This is a genomic window from Trueperaceae bacterium (genome assembly GCA_036381595.1).
Lineage (GTDB): Bacteria > Deinococcota > Deinococci > Deinococcales > Trueperaceae > DASVCN01.
On sequence record DASVCN010000034.1, the window covers coordinates 13,549 to 38,444 of the forward strand.

21 protein-coding genes and 1 riboswitch are annotated in these 24,896 nt (G+C 67.2%); of the genes, 10 read left to right on the forward strand and 11 right to left on the reverse strand.

The features are described 5' to 3' along the window. The first annotated feature begins 32 nt into the window (after positions 1 to 32). A complete protein-coding gene (locus tag VF168_11920) occupies positions 33 to 1,013 on the forward strand; it encodes a hypothetical protein (GenBank protein HEX7004881.1) in 981 nt (326 codons plus the stop codon). Positions 1,014 to 1,078: 65 nt separating this feature from the next. Continuing rightward, entirely contained in the window at positions 1,079 to 2,134 is a 1,056-nt protein-coding gene (locus tag VF168_11925) for a mannose-1-phosphate guanylyltransferase (protein ID HEX7004882.1), read from the forward strand. 76 nt (positions 2,135 to 2,210) lie between these two features. Here the strand turns inward: VF168_11925 and VF168_11930 are convergent, their stop codons facing one another. Then, positions 2,211 to 3,686, reverse strand: a complete 1,476-nt coding sequence (locus VF168_11930; GenBank protein HEX7004883.1) for an ATP-binding protein — start codon at positions 3,684 to 3,686, stop codon at positions 2,211 to 2,213. 108 nt (positions 3,687 to 3,794) lie between these two features. Here VF168_11930 and VF168_11935 point away from each other — a divergent pair, with 108 nt between their 5' ends. From VF168_11935 to VF168_11945, 3 genes are all read left to right on the forward strand, one after another. Then, entirely contained in the window at positions 3,795 to 4,808 is a 1,014-nt protein-coding gene (locus tag VF168_11935; protein ID HEX7004884.1) for a lysylphosphatidylglycerol synthase transmembrane domain-containing protein, read from the forward strand. A 196-nt stretch (positions 4,809 to 5,004) separates the two neighbouring features. Then, positions 5,005 to 6,261 (forward strand): glycosyltransferase family 4 protein, encoded by a 1,257-nt coding sequence (locus VF168_11940; GenBank protein HEX7004885.1) that lies wholly within the window; start codon positions 5,005 to 5,007, stop codon positions 6,259 to 6,261. 186 nt (positions 6,262 to 6,447) lie between these two features. Continuing rightward, on the forward strand, positions 6,448 to 7,308 hold the full coding sequence (locus VF168_11945) for a sulfotransferase domain-containing protein (protein ID HEX7004886.1): 861 nt from the start codon (positions 6,448 to 6,450) through the stop codon (positions 7,306 to 7,308). A 47-nt stretch (positions 7,309 to 7,355) separates the two neighbouring features. Here the strand turns inward: VF168_11945 and VF168_11950 are convergent, their stop codons facing one another. The 5 genes from VF168_11950 to VF168_11970 all read right to left on the reverse strand — a co-directional run bounded on the left by VF168_11950 (position 7,356) and on the right by VF168_11970 (position 13,654). Next, positions 7,356 to 8,951, reverse strand: a complete 1,596-nt coding sequence (locus tag VF168_11950; GenBank protein HEX7004887.1) for an aldehyde dehydrogenase family protein — start codon at positions 8,949 to 8,951, stop codon at positions 7,356 to 7,358. A 127-nt stretch (positions 8,952 to 9,078) separates the two neighbouring features. Next, entirely contained in the window at positions 9,079 to 10,356 is a 1,278-nt protein-coding gene (locus VF168_11955) for a HAMP domain-containing sensor histidine kinase (GenBank protein ID HEX7004888.1), read from the reverse strand. Positions 10,357 to 10,380: 24 nt separating this feature from the next. Then, entirely contained in the window at positions 10,381 to 11,052 is a 672-nt protein-coding gene (locus VF168_11960; protein HEX7004889.1) for a response regulator transcription factor, read from the reverse strand. 25 nt (positions 11,053 to 11,077) lie between these two features. Then, a complete protein-coding gene (locus tag VF168_11965; protein HEX7004890.1) occupies positions 11,078 to 13,417 on the reverse strand; it encodes a hypothetical protein in 2,340 nt (779 codons plus the stop codon). Between the two features lie 57 nt (positions 13,418 to 13,474). After that, on the reverse strand, positions 13,475 to 13,654 hold the full coding sequence (locus VF168_11970; GenBank protein ID HEX7004891.1) for a hypothetical protein: 180 nt from the start codon (positions 13,652 to 13,654) through the stop codon (positions 13,475 to 13,477). A gap of 384 nt (positions 13,655 to 14,038) precedes the next feature. On the opposite strand from VF168_11970, the gene pyrR reads away from it, so the two are divergent. From pyrR to VF168_11985, 3 genes are read left to right on the forward strand one after another with little or no spacing between them, the layout of a single operon-like run. Further along, positions 14,039 to 14,587 (forward strand): bifunctional pyr operon transcriptional regulator/uracil phosphoribosyltransferase PyrR, encoded by a 549-nt coding sequence (gene pyrR / locus VF168_11975; GenBank protein ID HEX7004892.1) that lies wholly within the window; start codon positions 14,039 to 14,041, stop codon positions 14,585 to 14,587. Continuing rightward, positions 14,584 to 15,567: an aspartate carbamoyltransferase catalytic subunit gene (locus tag VF168_11980; protein HEX7004893.1), complete on the forward strand. Its 984-nt coding sequence runs from the start codon at positions 14,584 to 14,586 to the stop codon at positions 15,565 to 15,567. The genes pyrR and VF168_11980 overlap by 4 nt, the downstream gene beginning before the upstream one ends. Beyond that, positions 15,567 to 16,832, forward strand: coding sequence for a dihydroorotase (locus VF168_11985; GenBank protein ID HEX7004894.1), 1,266 nt, complete (start codon positions 15,567 to 15,569; stop codon positions 16,830 to 16,832). Before VF168_11980 ends, VF168_11985 begins: the two co-directional genes overlap by 1 nt. A gap of 46 nt (positions 16,833 to 16,878) precedes the next feature. Here VF168_11985 and VF168_11990 read toward each other — a convergent pair whose 3' ends face one another. Then, complete coding sequence (locus VF168_11990; protein HEX7004895.1) at positions 16,879 to 18,720, reverse strand: hypothetical protein; 1,842 nt, start codon at positions 18,718 to 18,720, stop codon at positions 16,879 to 16,881. Positions 18,721 to 19,019: 299 nt separating this feature from the next. Here VF168_11990 and VF168_11995 point away from each other — a divergent pair, with 299 nt between their 5' ends. Beyond that, a complete protein-coding gene (locus tag VF168_11995; GenBank protein ID HEX7004896.1) occupies positions 19,020 to 19,895 on the forward strand; it encodes a hypothetical protein in 876 nt (291 codons plus the stop codon). A gap of 56 nt (positions 19,896 to 19,951) precedes the next feature. On the opposite strand, the gene VF168_12000 is transcribed toward VF168_11995, so the two are convergent. Beyond that, on the reverse strand, positions 19,952 to 21,742 hold the full coding sequence (locus VF168_12000; GenBank protein ID HEX7004897.1) for a S8 family serine peptidase: 1,791 nt from the start codon (positions 21,740 to 21,742) through the stop codon (positions 19,952 to 19,954). A gap of 56 nt (positions 21,743 to 21,798) precedes the next feature. Further along, positions 21,799 to 21,881: riboswitch (cyclic di-GMP riboswitch) on the reverse strand. A 342-nt stretch (positions 21,882 to 22,223) separates the two neighbouring features. Here VF168_12000 and VF168_12005 point away from each other — a divergent pair. After that, positions 22,224 to 22,880 (forward strand): Crp/Fnr family transcriptional regulator, encoded by a 657-nt coding sequence (locus VF168_12005; protein ID HEX7004898.1) that lies wholly within the window; start codon positions 22,224 to 22,226, stop codon positions 22,878 to 22,880. A gap of 33 nt (positions 22,881 to 22,913) precedes the next feature. On the opposite strand, the gene VF168_12010 is transcribed toward VF168_12005, so the two are convergent. The 3 genes from VF168_12010 to VF168_12020 all read right to left on the reverse strand — a co-directional run bounded on the left by VF168_12010 (position 22,914) and on the right by VF168_12020 (position 24,788). Further along, complete coding sequence (locus VF168_12010; GenBank protein HEX7004899.1) at positions 22,914 to 23,240, reverse strand: hypothetical protein; 327 nt, start codon at positions 23,238 to 23,240, stop codon at positions 22,914 to 22,916. Positions 23,241 to 23,311: 71 nt separating this feature from the next. Next, positions 23,312 to 23,902 carry an SCO family protein gene (locus tag VF168_12015; protein HEX7004900.1) on the reverse strand — a complete coding sequence of 197 codons (591 nt, stop codon included), beginning with the start codon at positions 23,900 to 23,902 and terminating at the stop codon, positions 23,312 to 23,314. An 88-nt stretch (positions 23,903 to 23,990) separates the two neighbouring features. Beyond that, positions 23,991 to 24,788: a hypothetical protein gene (locus VF168_12020; protein HEX7004901.1), complete on the reverse strand. Its 798-nt coding sequence runs from the start codon at positions 24,786 to 24,788 to the stop codon at positions 23,991 to 23,993. Between the last annotated feature and the right edge of the window lie 108 nt (positions 24,789 to 24,896).

Genomic DNA, 24,896 nt, shown 5'->3' on the forward strand with positions numbered 1-24,896 from the left:
CTCCCCTCCACCCACTTGCTAACCTCTTCGGAGTGAAGTCAGGTCGCCCCCGACCCGCTCCGCTGGACGACACTGTGTCGCCCGGTCCGGCTGGTCCTGCCTCCATCCTCCGCAGCGCGCGCTCCCGCCTGGGCCGCATGGCGTTGGCGGTTCTCCTCTGCCTCCTTGCGGGCACGGTGTGGGCGAGCGAGATCTGCGCCTCCGAGTTGCGGGCGGCGATCGTTCCCGACGCGGCTCCCGCTCGCGTGGCGACGGCGTTGGTGCGCACGGCGGTGGAAGCGATCGAACCCGCCATGCCGGCGGTCCGGGGCGCTTCACGCCAATGGGAAGACGCCAACGCGCACTGGCTCGACCGGCGCGGCTTCCTCCCGCGGCAGTGGGACGAGGACGGCGGGCTCACGTCCGCGAACTGGGCTTCTCTGCTGGCGAAGTTGCAGGAGCCGTACCGAGTGTCTCCGCGTAGGCTCTCGGGCGCGACCGATCCGCAGACACTGCTCGAGGAGACTCAGCGGGCGCTCGAAGCGGTCGTGGAGAGCCTACGCCCCCTCGCCCTGCTTGCCACCGTGCCGGGCGAACGCGACGAGTTGGCCTTCGCCGGTGTCACCTGGAACTGGACGCCCAAGCCGCGCTTCCTGCTCTTCGATCCCCGCGGTCTCGACTTCGGGCCCGACGGAGAGGTCGACTCCATCCTCGCCTCGCTGGGCACCTGCGCCTGGCAGCCGCGCTCCTACCTGAGCACCAACGCTCGCACCGCCACCAACTTCTATCTGGGCAGCGACAGCGCCCGGGCGAGACTGCTCGCGACCGATCGGGCCGACTACTCGGAGCTCGTCCCCGTGGGACAGGAGATGGAGTTCCTCTCCTTCGAGGCCGAGGCCCTGGCCGGAGCCCACGTCGCCGCCATCGGCTTCGAAGGGCCGGGCCCCTCGTTCGGCCAGGTGGCCGGGCTGCTGCTCCGGGCCGAGTCGAACATCGGCGCCTTCGACCTGATGTACTACATGACCCTCCCATGAGGGAGTGGCGAGTGGCGGGCCGCTTCGCCTCCACGCGCGGTACCATTCGGGTAAGAGGAGATGAGTTGAACGATTTCGTTGCCGTCATCATGGCTGGGGGCCGTGGGCAGCGCTTCTGGCCTTTGTCCACCGAGGCGCGTCCCAAGCAGTTTCTCGATCTAGGCCAGGACGGGCGCACCCTGATCCAGGCGACCTTCGACCGGGTGTTGCCGCTGGCTGGCGACCCGTCGAGGATCCTGGTCGCGACCGGCGAGCGGTACGTGCCGTTGGTTTGCGAGCAACTACCCGAGCTTCCCGCCGGCAACCTGATCGTGGAACCCGTGGGCAGAGATTCCGGTCCCGCCGTCGCCCTGGCCTCGCTCGAGGTGCAGAGGCGCTTCGGTGACGTCATCGCCGGCTTCTTCTCCGCCGATCATCGGATCGTGGATGCGAACGGTTTCCAGCGGTCGCTGGCTTCTGCGATCGAGCTCGCTGCCGGTAGGGCGGGGCTCGTGACCGTGGGCATCACCCCGACTCAACCCTCCACCGGTTACGGCTATATCGAGCAGGGGGCGGCGGTCGGTGCCGGTTTCGAGGTGTCGCGCTTCGTCGAGAAGCCGAACCTGGAGCGGGCTACCCACTACCTGGAGTCGGGCAACTACCTGTGGAACGCGGGTATGTTCGTCTGGCCGGTCGACGTCATCCTTGAGGAGCTGGACGCCCATGCGCCGGAGCTGATGGCCCCTCTGCGCGCCGCCTTCGAGCGGAACACGGTGGCGCGGGACTTCCCCGAGCTGCCCAAGATCAGTATCGACTACGCGGTCATGGAGCATACTCGGCGCGCCTACGTCGTTCGCGGCGAGTTCGACTGGGACGACATCGGCGACTGGGTGGCGCTGGAGCGTCTGCTCGAACGCGGCGAGGACGGCTCCAACACCGTCGTGGGTCAGCACGTGGGCCACGAGGCGTACGGCAACATCGTCTACACCGAGTCGTCCGACGACGTCATCGTCACGCTAGGGGTCGAGGACCTGGTCATCGTCAAGCGCGGCAACACGGTGCTGCTGGTGCGCAAGGACCGGGTGCAGGAGCTCAAGAAACTGCTCGAGGACGAGCGGTTGGCGGAGCTGGTTCTGGAATAGTCGAGCCGGGACGGAACGAGCGGTTGACGGATCTGGTGTTGGAGTAGGGCGAGGCGGGAGCCGTCTTCTTGCGCTCCTACTCTCTAGCGTAGATGTCCTCCAGATCCACGAGGCGGATCGAGGGGTCCTGCTCGGCCAACGCTTCGAATCCACTCTCGAAACCAGCCGCCGAGAAGAAGATGTGCCCCGCGGACTTCTCGACATCGAGCGCATCGGCCGCCCAGCCCGATCCGGACCGCGCGAGGTCTTCGAGGTCTCGCCTGAGCTGCCAATGCAGATGCTGTCCCACCGGCTTCGACGACCACTTCACCTCACCGGTTAGAACTCGTTCATCATCCAACCTCGCGACGAAGTCGATCTCGATGTCCCGGCGGTTCTTGTCCTTCCCCTCCCAGCGGGCTACTTCCCTTGCCCCCGGCACTCCCCGCCTGACGTGTTCGCTACCGAAGGCTTCTCGGCAGATGCCCTCGAAGATCTTGCCCATGTAGTCGTCCAAGTATCCCTCGACGTACCTCTTCCAGACCTCATGCACGTCTCCCGTTTCAAGGCGACTACGGTGGGGGTAGACGAATCTGTACCAGAAGCTGACAGCATTGTCCAAGATCCGGTACCGGTATGGAGTGCGGGTCCCGGACTCGAAGTTCCGTTCTCGCCAGATCAGCTCCAGGTCTTCCAGTACCTCCAGAGCCCGCCTCACGACGTGCGGTCTATCCTGCAACCCGGCTGAGTTAGCGATCTCGTTCAACAAGGATGCCCCGTTGGCAACTGCCGTAAGCACGGCGCGGTACTCCGCGGGATCGCGGATACCCTTCTCCTGTTCGATTATCCGCTCCAACTGGATATGGATTTCACCGCGGGGGGAAAGGATCGAGTCCGTCACCCGCTGTGAGAGCGACTCACCCGGCTGAATGGAAGCGAGGTACCTCGGCGTGCCCCCGAAGATTCCGTAGATCAACGCCTTCTCACGCAGCGATCGCCCGGGTGTCATCAAGGCAGAGTTGAGGTAGTCGAAGGGGCGAAGACGGGCAGCCCAGTCCCACCTGCCATAGAGCGGACCTGCGCCACTCTGCAGGTTCTGCATCGTGCTTACCTCCGAACCACACGCAACGAGGATCAGGGGCCTTCCCTTCAGTTCTCGGTCCCAAACGGCCATCAGCTGAGAGGCGATGTCCTCGTCCTTCCCTAGAAGGTGCTGGAACTCATCGAGCACGACGACGAACGGGCCGTCACTTGCGAGGTCGGCGAAGAGACGAAAGATGTGGCGCCACGTCGGATAGAGCGCTGGATCCGCCTCGTCCTGTTCCGGAAGGAAGGCGGCAATCTCTTGGAGAAGGTCTCTCTTGTTGAGCTCACCTGTCGTGTCTCCCGCAAGAAAGTAGAAGAAGCGACCGTCCTGCCAAGCGTGATCGAGGAGAAACGTCTTGCCTACCCTGCGTCTCCCGTACAGGAGGGCCAGTGCCGGTCTCCCTCTGCTAACGAGTCGCCTCAATTCAACGAGCTCGGCTTCTCTGTTCACGAAGCCAGGTCGTTCTGCCGAGCGCTTTGACACCATAAGGTAATTAGACCATAGTGTTATTACACCGTGGTGTCAATAGGAATACCGGCCGCTCGGGCTTCGAAGGGTGCGCCTCGACGCTCAGTAGTACACTCCCCAACGGAGATGACCCCCACCCTCTGGCGCGCGCTACTCCTCTCCCTGCTGCTGAGCGTCGCCGGCGTCCTGGTCGTCGCCCTCTGGCTTGGCGAGCCGGGCGACCTCCGCGCGCTGTCGCGGCTGTCGCTGCCGGACCTGAGCGTCGCTCTGCTGCTCCTGGTCACGAGCCTCTTCGCCGGCGGAGCGCGCCTGCGCATCCTCGTCTCGATGGTGGGCGAGCGCGTGAACCTCTGGCGCGCCACCAGGGCCTTCGTCCTCGGACTCTTCGCGGCTGCGGTCACGCCCAGCGGAGGCGGCAACGCGCCGGCTATCGGGCTCTCGCTCATCCGCGACGGCGTTCGCTCCTCGGCCGCCTGGTCGGTGACGATCTACAGTTCGATCGCCGACCTGCTCTTCTTCGCCTGGTCCATCCCAGTGGCGAGCCTGGTGCTATACCGGACGGACGGACTGCTGAGCTTCCGGCTGTTCTGGCTGTCGCTGCTGGTGAGCGTCGCCTCGCTGGTCCTCTGGTACCTGCTGGCGTTCGAACTGGGCCGGGCCACCCGGCTGAGCGGCAAACTCTTCTCCCTGCCCGGCCTGCGCCGCTGGCGCAAGAGGGTCATGAGGTCGCTGGCCGATGTGGGCACGGCCACAGCCCAGGTCACCGACTCGCACCTGGGCCTGCACCTGCTGCTGCAGCTCCTCACCGCCCTGCTGCACCTGCTGCTCTACGCCATCTTCTATGTCATCGCCACCTCCCTGGGGGCCCAGGTAGCTCTTCCGGTGAGCCTGGCGATCCTGCTCCTGGTATCGGTCACCAGCTACTTCGTTCCCACCCCGGGCGCCAGCGGCTACCTCGAACTGGCCATGTCGTTCGCCTTCGCCCGGCAACTCCCTTCCGCGCTGCTCACCGCGACGGTGGTGGGCTACCGGGCGCTCTCCTACTACGCCGCCATCCTGCTGGGTGGCCTCCTGGGCGGCGCGGTCCTTACCAAGGAGATCGCCAGGCGGACGCAGACGGGCGAGGCGGTGCCCGAGTGACGGGGGGCTGGCACTGGGCTGAGGAGCAACCGCACGCGGGTGTGGAGCGACCGCACGCGGGTGCGGTGTCGAGGCACGCGGGTGCGGTGTGGAGGCACGCGGGTGCGGAGTGGAGGTACGAAAGTGCGGAGCGACCGCACGCGCGTGCGGAGTGGAACTGGTCGGAGCGCACGCAGAGGCGCCAGCGGGTGGCCGAGTGAGTCCAGCTCCTCGGGAAGCAGAACGGCCGCTCACCATCGCCCTCGCCAGCATCGAGTACCCGCCCGACCGCTTCAGCGCAGGCATCGGCTCGTATGCGAAGGCTCTGGCGCGGCTTCTGCACGAACGCGGCCACCGGGTGCATGTGGTCACCCGGGGTACCGACCGCGAAGAGTTGACCGAAGAGGAGGGCGTCTTCGTCCACAGGCTCCTGCCCGGCCGGCCGGAGCTGCCGGAGAACCTGAGCCCGGGCCCGATCGTTCGGCTGCTGGCCCGTAGCCTGCCCGCCGAACTTGCCTACCGCCGCAAGGTGGTCACTACCCTCACGAGGCTGGTCCGCCAAGAGGGGGTGGACCTGGTCGAGGCGGCCGATCACATGGCCGAGACGCTCGGCTACGACCCGACGAGGTTCCCGAAGGTACCGTTCGTGGTTCGCCTCCACACCCCGCTGGCGGTGACCGAGAGGCTCGCGCCGAACATCCCCGAGACGGCGCGCCTGGGCATACGGCTCCTCGAGCGCCGGCTGCTGCGCAAGGCCACCCACCTGACTTCGCCCAGCGCATCGGCCACGGCGGTGATCATGGCCGAGATGGGACTCGACCTGCCCGTCGCCACCTATCCGAATCCGCCGAGCTACGCGGCCCAGGCTCGTGATCCGGGTGTCCAGGAGGAGCCCGGGATGGTGCTCTTCGTGGGTCGCCTCAATACCCTCAAGGGCGTCGATCTGCTGGCCCGCGCTATCCCCCGCGTTCTCGAAGTCAGGCCCGACGCGCGCTTCGTCTTCGCCGGGGCCGACAACATCCCCTACGGCGGCTTCCCGTCGGTATCGCGCTACCTGCTCTCGTTACTGCCGTCCCGAGCGCACCACGCCATCGCCTTCACCGGCCACCTCCTCCACGACGAACTGCGCGACCTCTACCCTCGAGCGACGCTCTGCGTCTTCCCCTCACGCTTCGAATCGTTCGGCTACACCTGCCTGGAAGCCATGGGCTTCGGCAAGGCGATAGTAGGCAGCAACAGCGGCGGGATGGCGGAGATGCTCGACGGGGGGGCAGGCCTCCTCTTCACCCCGCCTGATGTGGACGAGCTGACGGAGAAGATCCTCCGCCTGCTGAACGACCCCGAACTGCGGCGCGACCTGGGCGCGAGGGCGCGGCGCCGAGCGGCCGAGGCGTACGGTCAGGAGGCGGTGATGGACCAGGTCGAGGAGTTCTACCGGCGCGCCATCGCCGAACGTTCACTCGGGCCGGCGTGATTCGAGGGCAACGACGGCGGGCCCCAAGCGACTCGAGACGGACGAGCCGGACCGGCCGGTATGACGGCAGCGTGTCGAGGCGTGCGGCCCGCCGTGACGTGAGAGGGCCCGGACGGCCGCCCCTCCCCGATAATTGCGGGGTATGCGTACCCCTCGACTACTCCCGCGCTGTCCCCGGGGAGATGGATGAGCAGGCTGGAGAGAGCGCTGCGGGCACGCCGCTACCGCCTGGAAAGCTCGTTCCGTCTGCTGACATCCTCGCTGAGGATGCTCCCCCGGACGCTGCTCATCGGGGCTCAGAAGGCCGGCACCACCTCGCTCTTCGAGTACATCGTTCAGCACCCCGCCGTCGGACGGCCTCGCCGCAAGGAGGTGAGGTTCTTCCACAAGCATTACGGGAGGGGAATGAAGTGGTACCACTCCCAGTTCCCGATTCCGATCCCCGGAGTCACGGAAACGATCGACGCCAGCCCTGGCTACCTCGACCACCCGCACGTTCCCGCCAGGACAGCCCACCACCTACCGGACGCCCGGTTCATCGTGCTGCTGCGCGATCCGGTGGAGCGCGCCTGGTCACACTACCGCCACTCGCTGCGACTCGGGGCCGAGACCTTGTCCTTCACTGAAGCACTGTCGGCAGAGGATGAGAGGATCGAACCGCTGCTCGAGCGGATGGAGAAAGAGCCGACCTACTACCCGGAGCAGTGGGCGCAGTTCACCTATCGCCGGAAGGGTCGTTACGCGGAGCACCTCGAGCGCTGGTTCTCTCACTTCGACCGTCGCCGGTTCCTGATCCTCACCAGCCACGAGTTCCGCACCTCCCCGGAAGCGACGATGGAGCGAGTCTGGCGTCACCTCGAACTGCCGCCGCACCGCGCGAGCGAGTACCCGCGTTACAACGAGGGTCAGGCGGTCCAGGTGTCCGATCCCGCTACCGGAGCGGCTATGACGAAGCTCCGGAACTACTTCGAACCGCACGACCAACGGCTCGAGGAGCTTCTGGGCCGTAGCCTCGAGTGGCGGGAGGCGCGAGGCTCGCCCGGCTGATCAGGAGCGCCGCTGCGGGCGGTTGCCACCACCGGAATCAGCAGGATCTACGGCATCATCGAGGTCTCGAACAGCTCCTCGACCCGCACCTCTTCGCCGGGTTCGAAATAGGCCGTGTCCATCTGCGCGAGTTGCAGCCGGCCGGAAACGTCGTCGTTCACGCCGTGCCAGTAGGTGTAGTGGTCGATGACCCAGATCCCGCTCTCGCGGGCGCCGTTGCCCGAGCCCTTGATGCCGCCGAACGGCATGTGCGCCTCTGCCCCGTTGGTGGTGTTGTTGATCGAGGTCATGCCCGCCTCGATGCGCTCCTTGAAGGCGTGCGCCCACTCGCGGTCGTTGGTGTAGATGGCGCTGGAGAGCCCGTAGTCGACGGCGTTGGCCGTCTCGATGGCCTCTTCGATACCGTCCACCTTGACGAGGTTGATGGTGGGGCCGAAGATCTCCTGCTGGAACTGCCGCATGCCGGGCCTGACGTTCTCCCAGACGGTGGGCCAACCGTAGAACGAGGCGTCAGGGTCGCCCACGAAGCCTTCGGGCCTGGAGTCCTGGGTGATGCGCCCCTCGCCGTACAGCTTCGTGGCGCCGTCCTCCTGGCCCCACTCGTAATGCTCGAGCCAGCGGCGGAAGAAGCGCTCGTTGATGAACGGTCCGTAGAGCACGTCCTCGTGCTTGAGCGGGTCGCCGATCCTGATCTTGCGGACCTCGACCAGGAAGCGCTCCCTGAACTCGTCGTATACCGGCGCGTCGATGATGAGGTTGCCGGCAGAGGTGCACCGCTGCCCCCCTGTCCCGAACGCAGAGAAGATGGAGCCCTGCACAGCGTTCTCGAGGTCGGCGTCCCGCAATACAACGAGCGGGTTCTTGCCGCCCAGCTCCAGGGTCGGATGCTGGAGGTTGCGACCGGCGATCTCGCCCACCTGCCTGCCAACGGCAGTCGAACCTGTGAACGCGATCTTGTCGATCATGCCCTCGTCCATCATCTCGATGAGGTACTGGCCGGCGGCGTCCTTGCCGCCGCCGAAGACGACGTTCATGACTCCGGCGGGCAGCCCCGCAGCCTGCATAAGGCGCACCAGGGCGTATGCGCAGGCCGGCGCGTCCTCCGAGGGCTTCCAGACGACAGCGTTGCCGGTGACCAGCGCCGGGATGATCTTCCAGGAGGGCACCGCGACCGGGAAGTTGCCGGCGGTCACGATGCCGACCACGCCCAGTGGGCGACGGTAGGTCATCAGCTCCTTGCGAGGCATCTCGGACGGAACCGTCTGCCCGTAGAGCCTGCGCCCCTCGCTCTGGAAGAAGTCGCAGGTGTCTATCGCCTCCTGAACGTCGCCGCGCGCCTCCTTGAGGGTCTTCCCCATCTCGCGCGAGACGAGCCGGGAGAGCGCCTCCTTCTCGCGGGTGATCGCCTGGCCGATCAGGCCGATAACCTGTCCGCGGATCGGCGCCGGGGTTCGTGACCAGCTCTGGAACCCCTCCCGTGCGGCCTTGCACGCGTCGCGCACCTGATCCTTCGTCGCCTCGGGGAAGACCCCGACGAGGTCCGCCTGGTCACTCGAGTTGCGCGATTCGAAGGTCCTGTCGCTGCTCACTTCGCGCCCGCCTATGAGGTTCGGGTAGCGCTTGCCCACGGCTGCCTGTGCCATGAATCGTCCTCCTTTTCGGTTCGCTGTTGATGTTCCGCTCGCGCCCGCGCTGCCTGGCGGGCCCCGGTGAGCGGAGCAGGGTGCTATGGGGCGATGGTATCACGGGCACGAGAATCGCCCGGCGCGCTCACGCCTCTTCGATCTGAGCCGTGAGAGACGGCAGACGGATCGTGAAGACGCTGCCCTTGCCGGGCCGGGAGCTCACCGCCAGCTCCCCCTCGTGGCGCTCGATGATCCCCTTGGCGACGGTAAGGCCAACCCCGGCACCCTGAGATGGCGAGCCGCTCACGAACCGCTCGAAGATCCGCGCCTGCTCGAGCACGTCGAGCCCCTTGCCCTCATCGCGTACCGCCAGCTCCACGCGGTCGTCGGTCTGCTCCACCGAGATCGTCACCTGCTCGGCAGCACTCGCCTGCACAGCGTTGCGAACCAGGTTGCGCACCACCTGGGTGAGTCTTTCCGAGCTGCCCAGCACGTCGGCCCCCGGTCGGCCCGTTATCGCCACACCCGGATACTGGCGGGCGACTCGCCAGGCCACCTCGTAGAGGTCCACCGCGCCCAGCTCGAGCGGAAGTTCCAGCTCGCCGCGGGCCAGCGTGAGCAGGTCCTGGGAGGTGTAGAGGAGTTCGTCGGCAGCGTCTTTGGCGGCCTGGAAGCGGGGGTCGGCGTTCTCGGCCGCGAGCGCGTTCAGCTGCCCGGCAACCACGGAGAGGGGAGCCGCCAGTTCGTGAGCCACCTCGGCCAGGGCGTCGCGTTCCGACTTCTGCCTCGCCCTGATCGCCTCCAGGGCCCGCTCGAGAGCCTTGGCCACGCGCGCCACCTCGTCGTCGGGGCCCTCGTACTTCTCCATCGTCGGGTTGGCCGGGTCGAGCCGGTCAGCCTGGTCGGCCAGTTGCTTGAGCGGGGACAGGGCGCGCTGGAGGGTCCTCAGGCTCAGCTGCAGACCGAGCAGACAGATGACAACGCCACTGACGACCAGGCTTCGGATGAGGATCAGCCGACCTCTGCCTATGACGGTTGCGTCGTAGCCCATACGGATGGTGCCGACCTCCGTGCCCAGCGGGGTGATCCAGGGAACCGAGGCGGTCAGGGTCGGTACCCCCTCGAACTCGATCAGTTCCGGCTCCTGGAAGTAGGGAATCGCTTCCTCCTCTTCGGGGGGGACGATCACCTCGCCGTCCCTGGAGACGAACTGGAGGCGGCGACCGCCGGACCCGTCGATGAATTCGACGCCCACCTGTGAGGTCTCGAAGAAGCGCTGGATCTGGTGCAGGTCGCGCATCAGGAGCGTCTCCAGCTGCCGGTACTGCAGCCTGCCGAAGAGCACCACGGCCAGCACCCCGAACGCCAGTATCGCGACGAGTAGGGCGGTGGTAAGCAGGAGGCTGAGGCGGAAGCGAAGCACGACCCGGATCCTCGGATGCCGGCCCTATCGGACCAGGTATCCCTTGCTGCGGACCGTCTTGATCACTTCGCTCATCCCCGCCGAAGCCAACTTCTTGCGCAGATTGTGCACGAACACCTCGATGGTGTTGGAGCCTGGCTGGTCCGCTCCGTAGAGCTGGCGCTGCAGCTCCTCCTTCGAGTAGAGCCGGCCCCGGTTGCTTATGAGCAGCCTCAGCAGCTCGAACTCCAGATCGGGGAGCACGAACGCCTTGCCGTCCACGATGCAGGTGTTCGAACCCGGGTCGAGCACCAGGTCGCCGTAGCGGAGCTCGTTCGCCGTGCGCTCCCGTTCGCGTAGCCGGGCGTGGATCCGGGCCACCAGTTCGTGGATGCTGAACGGCTTGGTCAGGTAGTCGCTTGCGCCGGCGTAGAGCCCCTCCACCCTGCTGTCGACGTCGGCCCTTGCGGTCAGGATGAGGATGCTCGCTTCGCTACGCCCTTGCAGCCACTCCGCGACCTCGATGCCGTCCATGTCGGGCAGGTTCAGGTCGAGCACGATCAGGTCGAACGGCTCCTCCTCGGCAACGAAGAGGGCTTCGCCGCCGGTCGTCACGGAACGCACCTCGTACCCCACCTGGCCCAGCTGCTCTTCGAGCAGCGAGACGAGGCTCAGGTCGTCTTCGACCACGAGCAACCGCGCTGACTGCTGTTTCACCGGCTCCAGGATAGCCTGCCCAGGGTCAGCAGCCTTCGTTCGCCCCATCATCGCGGTGCGGGTCCACCAGCTCCTCGACGGGTTGGGTTGGTGCCGTGAAGGCCACGTTTTCTGCCTGCTGGGTCGAGACCGACGCATCATCGACTACGACGCAGGTCTCGGTCGTGCCGGCCGTACTGCTCGGCGTTGGCGGCGGCGTCGGGGCCGGCGTGGTCGTCGTGCTCGTAGTCGGGTTGGTGTTCGTTGCTGGGCTCGTACTCACCGGGTTGGTCGCTGCTGGACCAGCTGTCGTCGTGCTACTCCCCGCTGCCCCGACTCCCGGATCTGACATCCCCGTCTGCGCTCCGTTGGACCGTGCCGGCGGAGTGTTCGACCTCCCGGGTGGATCAGCAGGAGCACCCCGCCGTTCTGCGGGCCCGCCACTCCTCCCCGGACCGGACGGCCGATCCGAAGCTGGCCCGGCGCCTGCTTCTTCGGGCGGTGAAGTCACCGGAACCGTCATCGAGTGTTCGGTCTGCTCAGGAGCGGCCGGTCCGGTCGACATTGTCGAGGGCGCATCGGGCGATGTCGTGTTCGGCAGGGTCGGCGCCTGGGTGTTCGGGACTGTCGTTTGCGGTGCGGTGTTGGCCGGCGCCGGGTCGTTCACAGGTGCCGGATCGTTCGACGGACGGCCAGCGTTACCGGCCGCCTTGGGAGCGGCACCGACGGCGGGACCGTCGGCATCTACCGGAGTGCCGCTCGCGCCGCCGGGCGAGGGCGGGGAGGCGGCGGGAGTGGGCGGGGAGGCGGTCGGGGCTGTCGCCGTATCGACGAACGGGTTGACGGGCGGTTCGGCCACCGGCTCGGTCACCGGCTCGGTCGGCGGCTCCTCGGCAGCCACCGGCGGGACGGGCTCCGACACCGGGCCCCCGACCTCGGTAGTCGTAGGCGGAACTGACTCCGTCGTTGGCTCCGCCGCCTCCGTAGTCGCGGGCGGAACGGGCTCCGTTACCTCCGCGGGCCCTTGCGTCTGCAAGCTGGCGCCATCGACGGTCGACGACGCTCCTTGCGAATCGGGCTCGCCGGTTGGCTCGGACGAGGGAGTCTCTTCGGTCGAGGAACCTGCAGGCGCCGGCTCCTCGGTCACCGGCTCCTCGGTCACCGGTTCTTCGGCCGGCTCCTCGGTCACCGGTTCTTCGGCTGCCGGCTGCTCGGCGGCGGGTTCATCGGTCACCGGTTCTTCGGGCGCGGGCTCGACGTTCGTCGCTTCCCCAGCCGGTGGCGGCTCGGTAGCGGGCTGTTCGATCGTTGACTCATCGGTAGCAGGCGTCGTTGCAGCGGATTGCTCCGACGCCGGCTCTACCGGAGCCGGCTCTTCTGTCGCGGCTTCGGCCGACTGTTCCTGGGCAGGAGCTGTTTGCGTGGGCTCGACCGGCTGCTCCTCCGCGGGTGCAGGCTGGGTAGCTTCGGCTGACTGCTCCTCGGCAGGAGCCGGCGGCGTGGCTTCGACGGTCTCGGACTGCTCGACCGCGGTGTTCTCTCCGGCCGCCTCATCCCCAGCAGCTGCCGGAGTTCCCTCGGCCCCCGCTGGGGCTTGCCCGGCCGCTGCCGGTTCTCGGGGCGCTTCCGATCCACTCGCGCCTGCCGGCTCGCCGGCGGGCGGAGTCGCCGACTCGCCAGCCGGTTCGGGCACGTCGTCGGGAGTCGGGCGGTCGGGTTCTGCCGGCCTACCCGAATCCGCGGGAGTTTCGGCGGGAGGACCGCCGGCTGAGCGAGCCGGATCGCCCTGGGCGGGCGAACGCCCTGCGGCAGGACCGTCGGCGTCGCCACTGCCCGCCTCACCATTGGAGGCCGGGCCGGATTCCGCGCCTGCCGCCGCCTCACCGTCGTCGTTCGCGTCGCCGCCGCCGGCAACTTCTCCGCCCGCTTCAGGCCCGGCTGCCACGTCGATAGGCGGTGGCGTCTCCTCGGGCTCCTGCTCGACCACGACCGGTTCGCCGCCAGGTTCATCGGTTACTACCGGCTGGGGAATATCACGCACCTCGAGACCGACCGAGGCGTCCTCCAGCACGGAGTCGAGGCTCTCGGACTCGCTCCCCTCACGATCGACCATCAGCTGGCCCGACTCGTCGACGCGGCCGGGAAGCGTCTCGACCTCGCCTGTAGGGGACGCCACGACCATGAGGAAGTCCTTGGACCCCTCACCCTCGTCCCCGTCACTGAACTCCAGGCGCAGAACGCCGTTCACGACCCGGCCGTAACCGATCAGGCGCTTGCCGGTGCTGTCGAAGACCATGACTTCCGTGCCTTCGACGGGATCGAACGCGAATACCGTCAGGGTAGTTGCGAGAAGTAGTGAAGCCAAGGCCGCACGAAGCAGTCTCACGCGGTTACCCCCTGGCCCCGAGATTACCGTCCGCTCCAGCCTTTGGGGCTGGCGACGTCACTTCGCTAGTGCAAAATTGGTGTTCGTCAGACGGCGGCTTTCGTTGTCGACCCGGATCCGGCGGCGTTCGGACCTGATCCTGGTCGCCTGCAGGAACTCATGCAAGGTGACCTGCCGGCCTTGTAGGTTGACGAGAAGTTCGCCTTCTTCTGTGACGTGTCCTTCGTACTGGACCATCGTTACCCCCTTTTACGACGGTCGGTTGCGGTGGCGTCCAAAGACGACAACGTAATGGCTGAAGTTAAGACACCGGACCGCTTGCCCCCCGATCCGCTATGGGTACAGTCTGCGATGGTCCACTGAAGTGAATCTTAAGAAGCTCGGCGGGGGCCGCCAGTAACCTCCGGGCCCGGCGGGCTTGTGCCGTCGTTCGGAGTCGCCTAGGCAGCGGACGGCCGCCCGCGGTAGACTTCCTCAGACCTTTAAGCCGGTCCGGAGAGGCCGGGAAGGAGCGGAGATGGAACGTATCGCTGGAAGTCGTCGTGCCGCGCCCCGAAGCGGGGAGAGCGGCTATTTTTCTGCCGAGTCGCCGGCCAAGTCGAACCGGATCGGCGGGAACTGATGGAACCTGTTCACAAGGCAGAACTGATGAGCTCGGAAGAGGTGAGCCGGGCTCTGACCCGCATCGCTCACGAGATAGTCGAGCGCAACAAGGGGGCGGAACGCGTCGCGCTCGTAGGCGTCCACACCAGGGGCGTGCCCATAGCCTCACGCCTGGCAGAACTCATCTCCGGTTTCGAGGACACCACGCCGCAGGTGGGTAAGCTCGACATCACGCTCTACCGCGACGACCTGACCGAGATCGCGCTGCAACCGATCGTCAAGCGAACCGAGGTCGACTTCGACGTGCACGGCATGCGCATCGTCCTCTGCGACGACGTGCTCTTCACCGGCCGCACCGCCAGAGCAGCGCTCGACGCCCTCATCGACATGGGGCGCCCGCAGGTGATCCAGTACGCCGTCCTCGTCGACCGCGGGCACCGAGAACTCCCGATCCGGGCCGATTACGTAGGCAAGAACGTGCCCACCAGCCGCGCGGAAGTGGTCAAGGTCAAACTGACCGAGACAGACGGTGAGGACCGCGTCGACCTGCTCGAGGTGAAGCGGTGATCCCCGGCTCCACGGCCGTGGCGATCCCGCAGCGGGAGCCGGTGAGCAAGGGCCCGAGGAAGAATCTGCTCGACTTCGCAGACTGGTCGTCCGAGGAGGTAATCCGACTCTTCGAAACGGCCGACGTGATGGCCCAGGTGCTCACCCGCACTATCAAGAAGGTGCCGGCCCTGCAAGGCTTCTCCGTTGGCCTCCTGTTCTTCGAGAACTCGACCCGCACCAGGCTCTCGTTCGAGCGCGCCGCCAGAGCACAGAGCGCCGACGTCATGAACTTCGCCAGCGGCGGCTCGAGCATGAGCAAGGGCGAGAGCCTCAAAGACACGCTTCGCACCCTCGATGCGATGCAGGCCGATCTCTACGTCGTCCGCCATCACGCCTCCGGGGTGCCTCACCAGCTGAGCCGCTGGACCGACGCCGTCGTGGTCAACGCCGGCGACGGCAGGCGGGCCCACCCCACCCAGGCGCTGCTCGATGCCTACACCTTCCGGAACTCCTTCCCCGGCTTCGACGGCTTCGCCGGCAAGAAACTGACGATCGTGGGCGATATCGCGCACTCCAGGGTCGCGCGCTCCAACGCCGAACTATGGACCATGCTGGGCGGCGAAGTGGTCCTCTGCGGACCGGCCACGTTGCTCCCGCCGGAGCTCGCCGAACTGCCGGGGGTGAAGCTGAACGCCCGGCTGGACGAGGCGATCGAAGGTGCCCACGCCATCATGGCCTTGCGGCTCCAACTCGAGCGTATGCGTCCTGGCCTCCTCCCTTCGGCGGCCGAGTATGCGGCTCGCTATCAGATAACCGAACGGATCGTGGCCGGAGCGCATCCCGACGCCGTCGTCATGCACCCGGGCCCGATGAACCGCGACCTCGAGATCGAGGGACGGCTGGCCGACAGCCCCAGAGCGCTCGTCGAGAAGCAGGTCGCCAACGGCGTGCCCGTTCGCATGGCGGTACTCTATTCGCTCCTCGTGGGGAAACGCTGATGAGAACGGCGATCCGCAACGCACGACTGGTAGATGGCCTAGGAGAGCACGGCAAAGGCGATCTCTACCTGAAGGACGGCAGGATCGAGGGTGTAGACCTGGGTGGTGAGGTAGACGAGGAGTACGACGTCGCCGGCCACCTGGTGACGCCGGCCTTCATCGACCTCCACGCCCACCTGCGCGAGCCGGGACAGGAGGTGAAGGAGGATCTGGAGAGTGGCCTGGGAGCGGCGGTAGCGGGCGGCTTCGGCACCGTGGTGTCGATGGCCAACACATCGCCTGTCATCGACGAACCCGGGTTGGTTTCACAACTAGTGGAGAAGGCGCAGGGGCTCGGTCTCGCCCGTCTGCGACCGGCAGCAGCGCTCTCTCACGGCCTTGCCGGCCAGCGCCTCACCGATTTCGCCGCCCTCCGGCAGGCAGGCGCCGTGATGATCACCGACGACGGCATCCCCGTGAACGACGGGCACCTGATGCGGCGGGCCTGCGAGTACGCTGCCGAGCTCGGGCTCGTCATCCAGACCCACTCGGAGGAGCCTTCGCTCCGCGGAGACGGGGTGATGAACGAAGGGCCGGTGAGCCAGCGGCTCGGCCTCCCTGGAAACCCCGTCGCAGCCGAGGCGGTGATGGTCTATCGAGACTGCGAACTCGCGTTGCTCACCGGCTGCCGCGTGCATATCGCCCACGTGTCGAGCAGGCGGGCGTTGCAGGTGATCGAGAGCTTCAAGGCCGCGGGCGCGCCAGTGACGGCAGAGGTTACGCCTCACCACCTCACCCTCACCGACGACTGCCTGACCAGCTTCGACCCCGTCTACAAGGTGGCGCCGCCCCTGCGCACAGGCGACGACGTGGCGGCGCTCCGCGAGGGGCTGGCTGGGGGCCTGGTCGACACGGTCGGCACCGACCACGCGCCCCACACGAGGGCCGAGAAGGAGCGGGACATGCTCGAGGCGCCGTTCGGCATCGCCAATCTCGAGGTCGCCTTCCCCCTCCTCTACACCCGGCTCGTTGGTGAAGGTGTGCTAAGCCTCCCAACGCTGCTCGAGCGCCTGCAGGGCGGCCCGGCACGAGTGATGGGTTGGGAGCCTCCGACGCTCGAGCCGGGCAAGCCGGCGGACCTCACCGTCATCGACCTGCGCAGCGAGCTACCGGTGGAGCCGGGGACGTTCCGGACCAAGGCGAAATTCACGCCCTGGGATGGTCAACTGCTCACAGGTTGGCCCGTCCACACCTTCATCGGCGGCCGCAAGGTGTTCGAGCGGTAGGACGCCCCCAGGAGCCGCCCAAGGAACGGGAGCGGGCCCGCGCGCTTCAGAACGCCAGGACGCTGCTGCCCACCTTGGCGCCGGAAGCTTCGTAGGCCGTTAGGGTCAGCTCGATGACGGCGGCATCGGCGCTGCTGCTGACCCGCACGAAGCGGGCATCCTCGAACGCCAGGTAGCTCTCGAACTCCTCCGCGAGCGGCAGGAGCAGGGTGTTCTCATCCACCCGTCGGGGCGAGTCGACCGCCGCGAATATCACCGTCCGTCCGCGCGGCCCCAGGAACTCCACCGCGAGGGGCGGAGAATCGCCGCCTAGCCCCACGTCCAGCTCATTGCGCACGTAGGCCCGAGCACGCAGTTGCAGCACGCCCGAAGGAGCGAGGAGTTGCCACTCCGCCCCGCTGGGCGCGGCCTCCATCGGTTGGCGGACGATGATCGCCTCACCGTTCTGCGCTCCTACCTGCTCCCCGAAGAGCCCGCTCTCCAGGAGCGGCGTCTCGCCTCCGAGGGCGGTCAGACTGGGCGTCGGCTGGTCCCCGCTCTCCGCGCCCAGGCGTCGATCAACGAGCACTCTGCGCCAGCCGGAGAGCCCTCGGCGGACCTTGCTCCAGTCGACGCTACCGTTGACCCGCGACATGTGGTACTGGGCGGCTACCTCGTTCCCGGCAGCCTCGAAGTAGTCGGCGGCGGCCCCGTGATAGAGCTGAGACCGGCCCTTGGGCAGCGACAGGTAGATCGCCTGCCGCGCCACCCTCCCCTTGAATCGCCAGCCATCTCCCAGCACCAACCAGTTGCGCCGCTCGAGTTCGATCAGGTACGGCTCCACGTCGAGGGCGCCAAGCAGCCCCGCAGGCATCGACCCCGGGTGGACGGAGGCTCGCTCTAGCGCGAAACGGGCGTCGCGTGAGAGGCGGCGGGCCTCCAGCTGATACGCAGCCCTGATCCTCTGGGGAAGTTGCGCCGGATCGGCCAGGGCGTTGGAGCCGCGGAGCTCGAGGAGTTCGCGGAGGAACCCGGCGTGACCCCCCGTCCTGGTGTAGATCTCCGCTGCTTCCGGGAACGTGAGCGACGCCTGCAGCTGAACTTCGACCTGCCGCCAGCTCAATCCGGGGAGCTCCAGGAAGGTCGTCCGGGAAGCGGGGTAGCTGCGCCGGAGGTCGAGGAGGAAGAGGCTGTCCTCTCCGAAACTGGGCCGCTCGACCACCCAGACGTTCGACCTGTCTTCGGCGATCCGTCTCACGACGCTGTCGTCGTACCTGCCGTCGGCCGAGAGGTGGCGCAGGGCGGGTTGGCTGCCGTGGAGCTCGCTGGTTAAGCCCAGGCCCAGCCGTGCGGCGAGCGCGGTAACGAAGGCATCCTGGCCCGAGTCGGGCTCCGCCGCGAGTATCAGCAGGTATGGGGGCCGGATCCGGCTCACGAGAGAAGCGAGCAGTTCACGGTGCGGCCGCAGCGCCGCGGGCCGCCTGTCCTGCAACGCCCGCTGATCCTCGAGCCAGGCTTGGAACGCAGGCGAGAGCCCTTCGAGACCTTCGAACGATTCCCCATCGCCGCTGTTCATCTCGAGCCGCAAGCCTGGGGGCAGCGTGAGCGGGTCGATGCTGCTCTCGAACGAGTTCACGCCGAAATCCACCAGTTTCTTCCGCAGGTCGTGCAGTTCCACGCGGAGGTTCTGCGCCGAGTCGACTTGCTCCCAGAGCAGGTCGGCCAACAGCTGACGGCGGGTGGGGCCTTCTACGGCGAGGTAGTAGAGGATCGCCAACGACTTCCGCCTCAGCTTTATCGTCTGGCCGCGCCGCTCGAGTCGAGCGGGGCCGAACATAGGCAGCAGCAGGAATCCGTCCTGGTCGGCCATGAGGGGAGTCGGATTGAGGCTCAACTGGGGGCGGGGCACGTCGACCTCGAAGCTGGAGTGAGGGCCGGGCCTTAATCGGCCGTTAAGCCCAGCATGAATGTGCCCCTCAACACACTTTATAGGCTTGTCAGAAATTTAACAAGCGGGAGGGAAGGGCTCCACCATATCCGTCACCCTCGTCATCTCCCCTGTTCACGGCCGCTTGATGCCCTCATCCCTAATCTGGCGAGAAGTGCTCCCTGGAGCAGTGTCGCGTCCACCGTCCTTCGCCGATCCGTCCCCACGCGACCGACTGAAGCGGCTGCCGACACCTCCCGAGGATGGGAAGAGGTGAAGCAGTGAGAAAGCCCCCGATGTTGCTCATAGCGATCCTGGCGCTGATCCTTACGCTCGGAACGGCCACTGCCGGCGGCGGCAAGGGCGGAGGGGCCGATCCCTGTGTCCCGCCGCCGTTCGCCGGTGGGTGCGGAGGAGGAGGCGGCACCCCAGGACCCACGGGGCCCCAGGGGCCAGAGGGACCCCAAGGGCCAGAGGGACCGCAGGGACCGGCAGGTCCAGAGGGACCGCAAGGACCAGCCGGACCAGCGGGACCCCAGGGACCAGCAGGGCCAGCGGGACCCCAGGGACCGGCCGGACCAGCAGGGCCGGAGGGACCGCAAGGACCAGCCGGACCAGCGGGACCGCAAGGACCAGCCGGACCGCAGGGGCCGGCCGGAGCCCAAGGGCCGGCCGGACCCGCGGGAATCGCTGGCGCGGCAGGCCTACAGGGACCCGCGGGACCGGCCGGCCCGGCGGGCACCCGGGGCCCGCGCGGACCTCAGGGCGAACCGGGTAACCGCGTCACCTGGTTCGAAGAAACGGCCCAGAATCTCTCGGCGAGCGGGATCCTCCGCTTCGAGGAGCAGGGCGGCTCCTGGGTTCGAGCAAACCACGCCGACAGCTTCGAGCAGCTCATCGGCCTGGTATTCAGGACCGAGGACGACATCTTCCTCTCGGGCAGCATAGTGACCGGCGTGAGGGGCGTCCACACCGGCGAGATCTACTACCTGGGCACCGACGGCAAGCTCACCGCCGACGTCCCGGTTACCGGCTTCGTGGTCGTCGTTGGCAAGGGCATAGGGCAAGGTGTCCTGCTCTTCAGCCCCCACCTGCCGGTGCAGACCGACGCGTTCATGGCGATGTCGGGAACCGGTCAGGCGCTGGCCGGCAACTAGGACGGCCGACCGTCACCCGAGAGGCAGGCGCTGCAACGGCGCCTGCCTCTCGCTGTTCAGAGACCCGGTTCGAGGATCAGGTTGGTCCGCAACTGCTCTCCCGGCGCCAGGGCCAGATCGAGGCTCCTGACGAGCGAGGTGGACTCAGGGTCGACCGCGCGAAGCTGATAGCGACCCGGAGCGATGCCGTCGAACGAGAACTCGGCGCCGCCAGGCGCGACGCCCAGGGTCAGCGGCAACTGACGGCCAGCGCCCGATGAAGTTTCGGTCAGTTCGATGACCACGCTGTCGCCCGGTCCCAGGTAGCCCAGCGCCCTGTCGGCTCGCAACACTCCGGCGCCGTATTCGGCTTCGTTCATGGAGTCCGGGTCGAAGTATGCGGAGTCCAGCAAACGCCGTTCGAGCTCGGCAACGCTCAGCTCAGGCTCGTGACTCAGGATCAGAGCGGCGGCGGCGCTCACCATCGGGGCGGCCATCGAGGTTCCGACGGCGCTGCCGTAGGCGTCGCCGGGGATCGAGCTCATCAGCCCCTCGACCTCGTAGGGGCTGATGCCGCATGGAACGATGCTGCCGTCGGCTTCTCCGCCCGGCGCGAGGATGTCGACGCCTCCGGGGCCGTTGCTGCCCACCCCGTAATTGGAGAAGCAGGAGCGTTCGAAGTCGGAGTTGATGGAGCCGACAGCGACGACCCCGGCCGCGGCGGCCGGCGACATCACCCGATCCACACCGGCGTTGCCGGTCGATGCGACCACCAGGGCCCCGGCCGCCCTGACCTCGTCGATCGTCGCCTGCAGTATCTCGCTCGAGAAGTCCCCCGCGAGACTGAGGTTGATCACCCGGGCCGGCTGCGCGTTGACCGGCACGCCGTCCACCGGCAGCCCGGCCGCCCAGCGCAACCCTTCGATCAGTACTTGGGTGTTGGCGCCTCCGCCCTCGTCGTTGAAGATCTTGACCGGCAGGATGCGCACGGAGCGGCTGTCGGCAACGCCCTTGACGCCCAACCCGTTGTCGCCGACGGCCGCCACCACCCCGGCCACATGGGTGCCGTGCCAGTTGCCAGCGCTCCCGTTGCTCGGATCCGAGTCGGTGGCACTGCAGTCGCTGTTGCCGCAGAAGTCGTAACCGGGCAGGAAGACGCCCTCGAGGTCCTCGTGGTCGAGGTCGAATCCGCTGTCCACTACCGCGACGACCACCTGGTTCTCGCCCGGCTCGCCCCAGGTGACGGGAATACCGGCCGAGGGCAGGCTCCACTGTTGCGGCAGGTAGGGATCGTTCGGCAGAGCCGTCGGGTAGATGTAGTAGTTGGGCGAGGCGAGTTCCACCTCGGGATCTCGGGAGAGGCGGTTGATGGCAGAGGGAACCCCTTCGAGCGGACCGAGTTCGACGAGTTCAGGGGCGGGCCGGCGGGAGCCGAGGTCGAGAGCCGAGAGTCGTTCGCTCCCGGAGCGTCGCACCACCAGCACTTCGCCAGGCACGTAGGCGTTCTCGGGTGCCGGGGCGCGGAGCACCTGCGGTGAAGGAGCGCGGAACACCTCCGGCGAAGTGGCACCTAGCGCATCGGGCGCAGTGGCGCGGGGCACCTCGGACGAAGGAGCACCGAGCACTCTTGCCGAGGCAGCCGGTGACGCGAGCGAACTCTGCTGCAGCTGTCCTTGCGACAGGGCCAGGACCTCGAGGGCGTAGTCGTCGCTCAGAACCGCTCCCCGCACCGAGGCGTCGCCTCCCGGCACCACCTCTGCCAGCATCGAGCAGGCAGAGAGGAGCAGGAGCAGAAGGCCCAGGGCCAGCGACCAGTGCGCCCGAGCCCACACCGAAATAGATCTGTCTACCCGAAGATTCGCGTCCATCGCGCCCTCTCGGGGCGCTCGTGCTGTGGCTGCACTCGGACATGGCGGACTGAGCCGCGTCGTTGGCCGGTTGCGCTACTCGCTCCATCAGTCCCAAGCGCCCAAGTAGGGGACAGACTTCTCAGCTTCCGATCGCCGTCCGGCTCCGGCCGGAGGGCGTCACCGAGTCTAGAGAATGTCGAATCCAGAGGAACGTGAAAAACCCCAACCCCTGTCACGGTTTTCACGCTATTCCGCGAAATGTGACGTAACTCTCACTGTCGTCACAACCCGGGCTGGCTCCCTGAGGTCACGCCCTGGAGGTCTCCCTGAACGCTGCGGACGCTCGCTGCTCGCGCGCAGCGCCCCGTCGCCGTCGGGAACCACCAACATCGCGGAGACGTCCCCGACCCAAGTAAGGGTACGTGTGGATCGCCGGTTCCTCCTGGGCAATGGTCGCGCTTCACGTGCTCCACGCTCGCGGAACCCTTAGAATGCAGCCATGACGCCAACCGTCGACGGCAGCATCGGCGCCAGCAGCTTCTCTCCGCCTCCGGCGCAGCGTGACTCCGGCTGGGGTCGGCGTGAGCTGGGGAGGGGCGAGGCGCTATACCGGGCGGGGGACGTCGGCGGCCTCGTCTACCGGATCGAGGAGGGGCTGCTGAAGCTGGTGATCGACGGACCCGGCGGCAGGGAGCGGATCCTCTCGTTAGCAGGTCCGGGCGACCTCATCGGGAGCATCGGCCCGCTGGAGCAGAGCTTCCGGGAGACGGCCGAGAGCCTCAGCCAGGCGCGCGTGAGCGCCCTCCCGCTCACCGAGTTCATGGTCGACTCGAGCGAGGAGCTCCTGGCAGCAGCCGCGAAGAGGCTCGACCACCTGCGGGTGACTCTCGAGGAGTCCGAGCTGCCGGTCGCGATGCGGGTAGCGCGCATCCTCCTGAGGCTGGGCTGCCGCTTCGGACACCGGAGCGACGACGGTTGGATCCGCCTGACGCTACCGCTGACCCACGACCACCTGGCCGCCATGGCGGGAGCAGCTCGCGAGACGACCAGCACCGCGCTCGGCGAGATCCGCAAGGCCGGGTTGCTGGAAGGGACGCGCGGCCGCTACTACTTCGAGCCGGCGCGGCTCGAGAGCTTCGTACACGAACTCAGCTAAGAGCGGCGCCTGGCGCTGCTTGCCCGGTCGGCCTCAGCCACGCTCCTCTTCGAAGAACGGCAGGACGTATTCGCGCAGGAACTCGGCGGCCGTCAGCTGGGGCGCCTCCTCCTCGTCGCCGAGGACGGTCTGCGAGGCCTTGGCGTAGATCTCCTCGACCCCGGCCAGGTACTCGTCGGTGTAGTGCTGCCGCCACTCCTCATAGGTTTCGGGCACGATGTCGCCGAAGAACTCGGCGTCGAACTCCTCGCGCGGCAGCTTGCCGGCGTCGCGGCAGCTTTCGACCATCTCCACCCAGCCTGCGAGCAGGTCCAGCAGGGCGGTCTCCCGGTCCTCGAATAGTTGCTTGCCTGTCGCCACTGGACTCCCTCCACTCGACGAACTCACGCTGCTGCGGTTCGGCCCGGTGCGCCGTCCGCAGGCTCGGGAGTTCAGGATCTGCCGAGCAACGACCTCAGGTCGGCCTCGAGATACGCCTGGTTCGCCTCGTTATAGATCCGGCTGAACCGACCCCGGGGGTCCACCAGCAGCACCTGGCTGCTGTGCATGATGACCCCGTGCCCGTCGCCGTGGTGTCCGATGTAGAACCGCTCGGCCGCTGCATCCAGGGCAGCCTCACTACCGCCCAATCCCTGGAAGGCGGGATGGAAGCTGCTGGCGTACTCGTCCACGACCTTGGGCGAGTCCCTGTCCGGATCGACGGTGATCATCACCACCTGCAGATCATCCGGCTCCCCCAGATCGCGGTAGATCGTGGAGAGCCGCGCCATGGTAAGTGGGCAAACATCGGGGCAGTTGGTGTAGCCGAAGAAGACGAGCAGGTGTTCGCCGCGATAGTCGCCCAAGTTGACGGGCTCTCCGCCGGCGGCGACTAGGCTCACGTCTGCGACCGAGGGGGCCGCCTCGACCGCGGTTCCGTGTAGGTCGGGGGCGCCCCTGGCGATGACTCCCAGAGAGTACGCGGCCACGCCCAGCGCGACCAGCAGGACGGCAGCGGCTGCGATGATGACGGGTCTTCTCACGACGGTCAGTATAAGGGCCCTCCCCACGTGTGCCTGCCCGCCACGGAACGTTCCGGGCGGGCAGTTGACCATGGTAGTCGGGTGCGACTCAGTCCAGGGCGGCGTAGGTTATCGGGGCGTCGGAGTAGACCTCGACCGACTCGACCCAGAGGACCTCGCACGACCCGTCACCGGTGTCGGTGCGCTTCGTCGAAGAGGTCCAGGTCCAGCCGTCGTTGGCGCTGACCTCGACGAGGTAGCCACGGAGTCGGACGATGTCGCCCGGCTGAACGGCCTGGAGTTGCGCCGCCACCTGAGGGTTGGCCGGAAGCAGGTGGGTGTTGGCGCTGTTGGCGATGACCTCTTCTGCGCGGACCGGAGCGTTGCGCCAGCGCACGAAGTACCAGCGGTTGCGCTGCGAGACGTTGAGGCTCTCGAGCAGGCCGCGGTCGGCCATGGGACCCCAGCCCAGAGCGAAGTCTATGGGCGAGACTTCCGCCTCGCGCTTCGCGCTGTAGCCGTGGGTGCTGAGCACGCGGGCGGTCACGTCGTACTGGGCCAGAGGATCGACCCGGTACTCGCCCACGCGCCAGCTGCTGACGCCGGCCGCCGGAGACTGATCGGGGACGACGCTAATCTCGGGCTTGAGCGGGAGTTCGGCGTTCGCCTTCGCCAGCATCGTGAAGACGATCAGGCTGGCTGCCAGGAAGGCGAAGAGCCGGACTGCCGAGCCGAATGACTGGCCGGGGTTCGCGGAGGCCGCGAGAGTGGGGGCTTCGGTGTTCGCAGGGAGGCGCCGCGCGGGCGAGAAGTCGTTGCTGGTGAAGGAGTCGCTGCCTGTGATAACGCGTCCAGGACGCGCTGTACCACCATTGGGGGCGGATGGATGATACAAATGATGTTCCATCACAGATGCACAAGTTAAGGGTGCTCGGATGGAACTCAGGTGGAATTTTCAACCCGCCGGCGACGGGTGAGATATTTCGCTACTCCTTCAGGTGCTACGCTGGCTCAG

What these genes read in the sequence shown, in the direction of transcription:
- VF168_11930 (HEX7004883.1), bottom strand. Translation starts at nt 3,686, where the DNA reads ATGGTGTCAAAGCGCTCGGCAGAACGACCTGGCTTCGTGAACAGAGAA.
- VF168_11935 (HEX7004884.1), top strand. Translation starts at nt 3,795, where the DNA reads ATGACCCCCACCCTCTGGCGCGCGCTACTCCTCTCCCTGCTGCTGAGC.
- VF168_11945 (HEX7004886.1), top strand. Translation starts at nt 6,448, where the DNA reads ATGAGCAGGCTGGAGAGAGCGCTGCGGGCACGCCGCTACCGCCTGGAA.
- VF168_11950 (HEX7004887.1), bottom strand. Translation starts at nt 8,951, where the DNA reads ATGGCACAGGCAGCCGTGGGCAAGCGCTACCCGAACCTCATAGGCGGG.
- VF168_11970 (HEX7004891.1), bottom strand. Translation starts at nt 13,654, where the DNA reads ATGGTCCAGTACGAAGGACACGTCACAGAAGAAGGCGAACTTCTCGTC.
- pyrR (HEX7004892.1), top strand. Translation starts at nt 14,039, where the DNA reads ATGGAACCTGTTCACAAGGCAGAACTGATGAGCTCGGAAGAGGTGAGC.
- VF168_11985 (HEX7004894.1), top strand. Translation starts at nt 15,567, where the DNA reads ATGAGAACGGCGATCCGCAACGCACGACTGGTAGATGGCCTAGGAGAG.
- VF168_12000 (HEX7004897.1), bottom strand. Translation starts at nt 21,742, where the DNA reads ATGGACGCGAATCTTCGGGTAGACAGATCTATTTCGGTGTGGGCTCGG.
- VF168_12005 (HEX7004898.1), top strand. Translation starts at nt 22,224, where the DNA reads ATGACGCCAACCGTCGACGGCAGCATCGGCGCCAGCAGCTTCTCTCCG.
- VF168_12020 (HEX7004901.1), bottom strand. Translation starts at nt 24,788, where the DNA reads ATGGAACATCATTTGTATCATCCATCCGCCCCCAATGGTGGTACAGCG.